This is a genomic window from Spongiactinospora gelatinilytica (genome assembly GCF_003236385.1).
GTDB classification, from domain to species: Bacteria; Actinomycetota; Actinomycetes; order Streptosporangiales; family Streptosporangiaceae; genus Spongiactinospora; species Spongiactinospora gelatinilytica.
In genome coordinates this window covers 1-6441 of record NZ_POUA01000415.1, presented here as the reverse complement: position 1 = coordinate 6441, position 6441 = coordinate 1, and the positions used below count along the sequence as shown (strand labels likewise).

General features: G+C 69.6%; 8 protein-coding genes. 2 read left to right on the top strand and 6 right to left on the bottom strand.

The genetic code is table 11. From position 1 onward, the window contains the following. Positions 1-48 precede the first annotated feature (48 nt). The 5 genes from C1I98_RS33415 to C1I98_RS33395 all read right to left on the bottom strand — a co-directional run bounded on the left by C1I98_RS33415 (position 49) and on the right by C1I98_RS33395 (position 3343). Positions 49-528: an SRPBCC family protein gene (locus C1I98_RS33415; protein ID WP_111171337.1), complete on the bottom strand. Its 480-nt coding sequence runs from the start codon at positions 526-528 to the stop codon at positions 49-51. Then, positions 528-890 (bottom strand): ArsR/SmtB family transcription factor, encoded by a 363-nt coding sequence (locus C1I98_RS33410; RefSeq protein WP_111171336.1) that lies wholly within the window; start codon positions 888-890, stop codon positions 528-530. The genes C1I98_RS33415 and C1I98_RS33410 overlap by 1 nt, the downstream gene beginning before the upstream one ends. A gap of 6 nt (positions 891-896) precedes the next feature. Beyond that, positions 897-1262, bottom strand: coding sequence for a VOC family protein (locus tag C1I98_RS33405; RefSeq protein ID WP_111171335.1), 366 nt, complete (start codon positions 1260-1262; stop codon positions 897-899). 54 nt (positions 1263-1316) lie between these two features. Next, the gene (locus C1I98_RS33400) at positions 1317-2321 is read right to left on the bottom strand and encodes a glycoside hydrolase family 26 protein (protein WP_111171334.1); all 1005 of its coding nucleotides are present in this window, start codon (positions 2319-2321) and stop codon (positions 1317-1319) included. 203 nt (positions 2322-2524) lie between these two features. Continuing rightward, entirely contained in the window at positions 2525-3343 is an 819-nt protein-coding gene (locus tag C1I98_RS33395; protein WP_111171333.1) for a class I SAM-dependent methyltransferase, read from the bottom strand. A 223-nt stretch (positions 3344-3566) separates the two neighbouring features. Between C1I98_RS33395 and C1I98_RS33390 the strand changes: the two genes are divergently transcribed. Beyond that, on the top strand, positions 3567-3986 hold the full coding sequence (locus C1I98_RS33390; RefSeq protein ID WP_111171332.1) for a DUF7144 family membrane protein: 420 nt from the start codon (positions 3567-3569) through the stop codon (positions 3984-3986). Here C1I98_RS33390 and C1I98_RS33385 read toward each other — a convergent pair. Further along, on the bottom strand, positions 3903-5402 hold the full coding sequence (locus C1I98_RS33385; protein ID WP_146607795.1) for a hypothetical protein: 1500 nt from the start codon (positions 5400-5402) through the stop codon (positions 3903-3905). The two genes, C1I98_RS33390 and C1I98_RS33385, sit on opposite strands and share 84 nt — an antisense overlap. A gap of 594 nt (positions 5403-5996) precedes the next feature. Between C1I98_RS33385 and C1I98_RS33380 the strand changes: the two genes are divergently transcribed. Beyond that, positions 5997-6441 (top strand): glycosyltransferase family protein (locus C1I98_RS33380; RefSeq protein WP_199537407.1); only part of this gene is annotated, 445 nt, incomplete at its 3' end.

Here is a 6441-nt window from a genome sequence, read left to right as displayed (position 1 = left end):
GCCCCCGCACATACGGGCCCGCTCCCCCGCCTTGCCGTCGAAACAGGGCTACATGGCATCCAAGATGGTGCGGAGGCTGCGCATCACGCCGGTGCGCCAGCCGCCGCCCATGATGGCGCGGGCCTTCTGCTGGAGCGGGTGGTCTGGGTCGAACCCCTCGTGGACCAGGAACAGGCGGGTGCCGGTGCCCTCCGATTCGAGGGTCCAGGTGATCGTCCAGTCCACCTCGATCCCGCCCGCCGGATCCGCGTCCCGCCAGCCGATCCGCAGCATCCGCCCGGCCTCGAACCCCAGTACCTCGGCCAGCACAGTGCCGGAGAACCCCGTCACCGGCACCGCCGCCGCCTCCATCGTGTACCGATGCCCGACCTCCAACCGGAAATCCCCCGGCATCAGCCAGCGCGCGAGCAGTTCCGGCTCGGTCAGCGCCCGCCACACCTTCCCCGGCGGATGGGCCAGGAACTGATCGACGCGTACGGTGGTCAGGTCGTCGGCGTCCATCGTGATCGGCATGTCCGTATCGTTCATCAGGAAGAAGCCCCTTCCGGGTCGTCAGGCAGCGAGTCGAGTACGTCGCGCAGCCCGGCGAGCCGTTCCCGCCAGTACCGCTCGAACGGGTTGAGCCATTCCTGCACCTCGTGCAATGGCACCGCCTCCAGCCGGTAGTACCGCCGGCGGCCCACCTTGCGCTCGCTGACCAGCCCGGCCTCGCGCAGCACCCGCAGGTGCTCGGAGAAGCTGGGCCTGGCCATGTCGAAGTGCCCGGCCATCTCCGCGACCGGCTGCGGCCCCTGGTCGCGCAGCATCCGCAGTACTTCGCGGCGCACGGGACTGGCCAGGGCCGCGAACACCCGGTCTTCGGCCGCCCCGATCACATCGGCGTGGGCCATCGCGAATCAGGCGCCGGCGGCGGTGAGGATGAACGCGTTGCCGTCGGGGTCGGTGACGGTCGCCTGGCGTCCCCACGGCTGGTCGGCCGGGCCCTCCACCGCCGCCCCGGCCTCGGCGAGGCGGGCGCAGTCGGCGTCCAGGTCGGTGGTCTGCAGCATGATGCCCCGGGAGCTGCCCGGCGTGAAGCCCTGCTCGGCGGCGGCCAGCGTGAAGGCGGTCTGCGCGCCCTTGGGCGCGACCTGGAGCCAGCGGACCGGCCCCATCCGCTGGTCGGCGACCACGTCGAAGCCGAGGGTGCCGACGTAGAAGTCCTTGGCGCGGTCCTGGTCGGCGACGGGCAGGGTCACGAACTGTGCATGGGTGATGTTCATGCGACCCACTATAGGTAGGAAATTTCCTACCTGTCCAGCCGCCCCCAGAACGACCTACGGCAACGGCTGGTTGACGTGAGCGTGCTTGCCCGCCGCCCCGAACGCCTCCACCACGCCCGGCCCCTGAAGGCGGAAGTCGCACCCGCGCTGGTCTTCAAGGACCGCGTTCCACTGCAACAACGCCTTGATGTTGGGCATCTTGACCAGCGCATCCGGAATGCCGCGATACCACTCGGCCTTGGCGTCGGGACGGTCCGGGTCGGCCTCCGTGCCGTACTCGCCGATCACGATCGGCTTCTCCGAGAACCCGTTCTCCTGGAACCAGTCGTACGTGGGCTTCAAGGTCTCCTCGAAGCTCTTCCAGGGCGCGTCCCGGCAGGGCCCGAAGTTGTAGGGGTCGTAGCTGATCCAGTCGGCGTACTCGTGCCCGGGATAGAACGACTTCCAAGTGGAGCGGTACTCCTGGTACCCGGTGACCGCCCACACCCAGTCCACGTTCGTCACGCCCAGCGCCTTGAAGCGGTCGTGGATGTGCCGGTAGGCGGCGACGTAGTCGGCGGGCTCGCCGCTGCCGGTCTTGCGTTCCATCTCGCCGTCGAAGCCGATCATGACCGGCTTGCCGTACTGCTTGACCCGCCGGGCCTGCGGGTCGATGACCGTGGCGTCGAGCGTGCCGTCGGCGATCTGCCGCCAGGGGATGTCGCGGTTCTCCGACCAGATCTTGGCCTCCCAGCTCAGCAGGAGGATGCGGTCCTGGCCGATCTGCGGCTCGTCGGCCTTCAGCAGCATGCCGTTGCCCGTGGCCGACATGTCGTGATAGGTGAACACGATGTCCAGTCGGCGGCCGATGGTCTGCTCCATGCCGGTGATCGCCGACAGCAGCGTGCCCTCCTGAGGCGGCGGCACGTACATGCCCCACCACGCGCCGGACGGCGGCGTCAGACGCGGCCCCTGAGCACTCTGGCCACCCGGCCCGCCGGACTGCTGGGAGCGGACGACGATCACGGTGGCGACCACGGCCACCACCACGGCAGCGGCGATGATGACGAGCCAGCGCACCCGACCTCCTCGACCTCCCGCTTTGCTCGGTTGGGAGGCCATCCGTCCCCTTCCACGCTCGGGCGGCCGCACAGGCCGCCTATCGGTCAGACCTCGACCACGCTACGTCGCCGAGCGACACCGTACCAGCGCTCCAGCCTCCGGGTTTGCTGAGTGTTTCGTTCCAAACCGGGCCCGGCCCGCGCCGGGCACCCGAAACCGGATCAGAATTCCAACCGGTAGAAGAGCGACATGTCCCGCATCAGCGGCACCCACCTGCCGATCGCCGCCACCACCCGCAACCGGGCCGGCACCCGGTCGTACCCATCGAGATCGAACGCGCTCATCTCCGTCACACAACGCAGCCGCCCCAGGTAGACCGCCTCCAGCTCGGCCGGGTCGTCGACGCCCCAGTAGAGGGTCGCCCCGGCGGCCTGCACCGGCCCGTTCAGCTTCTGCAACTTGATGCCCCGCCTGCTGAAGGCGTCGAACACGAACTGCCCCGAAGGGAAGTGGTCCACGATCCGGCGCAGCAGCGCCGCGCCCTCGTCCGGTTTGAGGTACATCGTCAGGCCCTCGGCGACCACCAGGACCGGCAGGTCGGCGGGTACGTCCGCGAGCCAGGCTGGGTCGGTCACCGAGGAGGCGATCAGCTCGTACCGGCCGCCCGGCGGCTCGGGGAAGACCTGGCGGCGCAGGTCGATCACGTCGGGGAGGTCGACGTCGTACCAGCGGACGCCCGGCCCGGGATCGACCCGCCGCACCCGGCTGTCGAGGCCGCACGCGAGGTGCAGCACGGTGGCCTGGGGGTGGGCGGCCAGGTATTCGCGGGTCCAGGCGTCCAGGTGACCGGCGCGGAGCGCGACGCTGACCTCGTCGCCGCGCCGCATCCCGGTCGTGGCGAAGTCGAACTCCAGCCGCTCGACCGCATCAAGGGCCGCCGTGTCGTGCAGGACCGAACGAGAGGATCGCGCGTCCACCGCTCTGCCGTAGAGGGTGGCCAGCATCGTGGCCTGCGCACCGGAGAGCCGAACCTTGGCCATGGCAACCACGCTACGCCGCCGCCTAGGACCGCACCAGGTTTCGGCAAAGTCGCCCGCGGCGTGCCGGTAAATCCGGCATTGGGCAAACACATCCGTACCTTTGTCCGCGCCTCCGGTCGAGTCCGGCACGCGTTGCTAAGGTCGCCGATATAGAAAGTATCACCATTCACCGGCACCGCGCGACCCCCGACGCGGTGTGGAGCAGGTTCGAGGGGGAAACGCGATGACCTATCAATCCGGACATCCAAGGCAGGCCATCACAGGCTGGGTCGGCTGGGTGTGGTTCGCCGGGATCATCTTGATCATGGTGGGCATCTTCAACATCGTCAGCGGCCTCTACGCCATCGTGAACAGCGACCTCTACGTGCAGACCCCGTCCCGCCTGCTGCTGTTCAACCTCGCCGGCTGGGGTTGGATCCACCTGATCTTCGGCGTGCTGCTGCTGGCCACCGGCATCGCGCTGTCGATCGGCGAGACCTGGGCGCGGGCGGTCGCGACCGTGCTGGTGGTGATCAACGCGATCACCCAGCTCATCTGGCTCGCGGTGAACCCGTGGTGGTCACTGGTCATCATCGCGGTCGACGTACTGGTCCTGTACGCGATCATCGTCCACGGCCGGGAGGCCAAGACCCTGTCCGAATGAGGCGAACGAACCGGCCGGGACCGCCGCGCCGTACCGGACGGCCTCGAAACCGGCGAAATCCATGCGGATCGCCTCGACTCCCCAGACCCGCAGGGCCTCGCCGATCCGGCTCTCCAGCCGGGCACGAACGCCTGCCGTGCCCGTCGCCGGTCCGGGGACGGCGGCCCCCGCAGCGAACTCGGCGAAGCAGGCCGCCACGATGGGGCCGAGCACGTCCGCCGCGAAACGCCTGATGGTCAGCCGGTCCTCCAGCAGGCCGCCCAGGCAGTCGCGGTCGGCCTCGCGCAGGCCGCCGAACTCCGCCACCAGCCCGGGCGCGGCCTCCGGCGGGACGCGCAGGGTCTGCGCCAGCCTGGGCCGCAGCGGCGCGCCGCCCTCCACCACGAGTTCGATGGGCGGGAGTTCCAGGTCACAGGCGCCATGGCCCCACCGCACGGTCAGCGGGCGTACCGGGATCGGCATCACCGCCGCGAACCACGGGTTGAGCGGGTGAACCGAGTCCTCAGGAAGGGTCTCCCGCTGCACCCCGCGCCGCCCGCCGCGTTCCAGGAACACCCACGGCAGGCGGTAGCCGTCATGCCCCTCGATCCGGGGCCCGACCGGCTCCCCCTCCCCCGGCTCGACGCCCGCCGAGGTGATCACCACTCCGGCGTGCCGTGGCGGGATCGCGATCTCCCGTAGTTGCCGGGCGGCGGTCTCGTCGTTGCGCATGTCGGCGTCCTCGGTGGTGATCACCTCGAACAGCGCCCGGTTGATGTCGTAATGAGCCCCTCCAGGGAGGATCGCCGGCTGCCTGCCGCGTTCGCCGCCGCCGCGCAGGAAGGCCGCGCCGTCCTGGAAGTCGTCGCACGCCACGTACCGCGCGAACGGCCTGCCCGGCGGGAGGGGCAGGCCCGCGCCGGCCAGGACGAGCCCGACCGTACCGGGCGGTACGTAGGTGCGCGGCACGGTCTCGATCTCGAACAGCAGCGTGTTGATCCGGTACGACGCGCCGCCCGGCAGCGTCGCGACCTGCCTACCCTGCTCGCCACCGCCGCACAGGAAGGCCACGCCGTCCTGGAAGTCGTCGCACTCGACCGGCATGCCGAACGGCCGCTCGGCCGGTCGCCTGCTCCCTTCGAGCGCGGTGACCAGGCCGATCCTGCCTTCCGGGACGCGTACCCAGGGCACGAACTCGACCGTGCAGAAGCCGGGCATGAGCCAGGTGGTCCGTCCGGCGGGCAGGGTGGCGGCGTGGATCCCCCGGGCCCGGTAGGGGGTGACCCGGCGGAAACGCGGATCGCCGTGCGCGGGGCCCCGGATCTGGCGGACCACGCCCACATGTCCTTCTGGAACGGTCCAGCGCCCGGCGAGGTAGACGGCCAGAGCACTTGAACCGAGTACCGCCAGCAGCACGACCATCTGCACGAACGTCATCGCTCCCCCTACCGCACCCGTTATGGCGGGCCCGGCCCGTTTTCCGGGGCGAGCACTTTCGCTGGACACGCGTCACCCGCCCGGCCGCCAGGCGCACGACTCCCTTTCCACCTGTGAGCCGCTGCGGATCTCTCAGGAAGAATAAAGTGGACATGTCACAGCACGATTACGTTTCTGATGTAATAATCCGGCTAAACAGTACCAGATGACGTTATTTGCGACTTGCGAATGAACCGTCTTTCATCCGGAATGCGCGACGGCCTGCAAGACTCAGATACGACCCCGGGCAGGCGGGTGGAGAGGGGCCGCCACGGCCGGGGTCGTGGGGCTGACGTGCGGATCTCTTCGTACCCGGTGAACGATCTCCCCCGCCCGGGAAACGTTATCCGCCAGCCCATCCAGCAGGCATGAAATCCCGGAAATGCCGCCCCTTCCGCCAACAGGGTCTGTTGTCCGGCGTGTTCGGTGAGGTGCGGTCCTGTCCCATGCATACTGTCGGCCGGTATCCGCCGGCTTGCTACACGTCGGATATGTGTGGCGGCTCTTCGGGGAGTCGTGAAGTAACTGGGGCTTTTGTGATTTGGGGGGTTTCGCGTGAGCGTGGCCATTGTGATGCCCGCATGCCTCGACGAAGCCGGCCTCGCGGCCACCGTCGAGGACTTCCTCGCCACGATGGAGGACGCGGAGCACTGTGTGATCATCGTCGCCGACCACACCGGCCCCGGCCCGCGCGACGAGCCGGGCGACGGCTCAGGCGGTGAGCGGGGTGGGGGCCGGATGGCGGAACGGCTGGCCGCCCGGTTCCCCGGCCGGGTGCGGGTCGCCTACCAGACCCCCGGCGCGGAACGCGGGTCGGCCGTGCGGACAGGGGTCGCCTTCGCCTTGGAATGCACCCACGCGGAGCGGATCTTCCTGATCGACCCGGACGCCCGGTTCGGCGCGCACCGGCTGCCGGAGATCATCCGAGAGGCCGGGCGGGAACGGGCCGACGTGGTGGTCGGGTACCGGCTTCGGCTGGGCGGGGCGCTGTTCGGGCGGG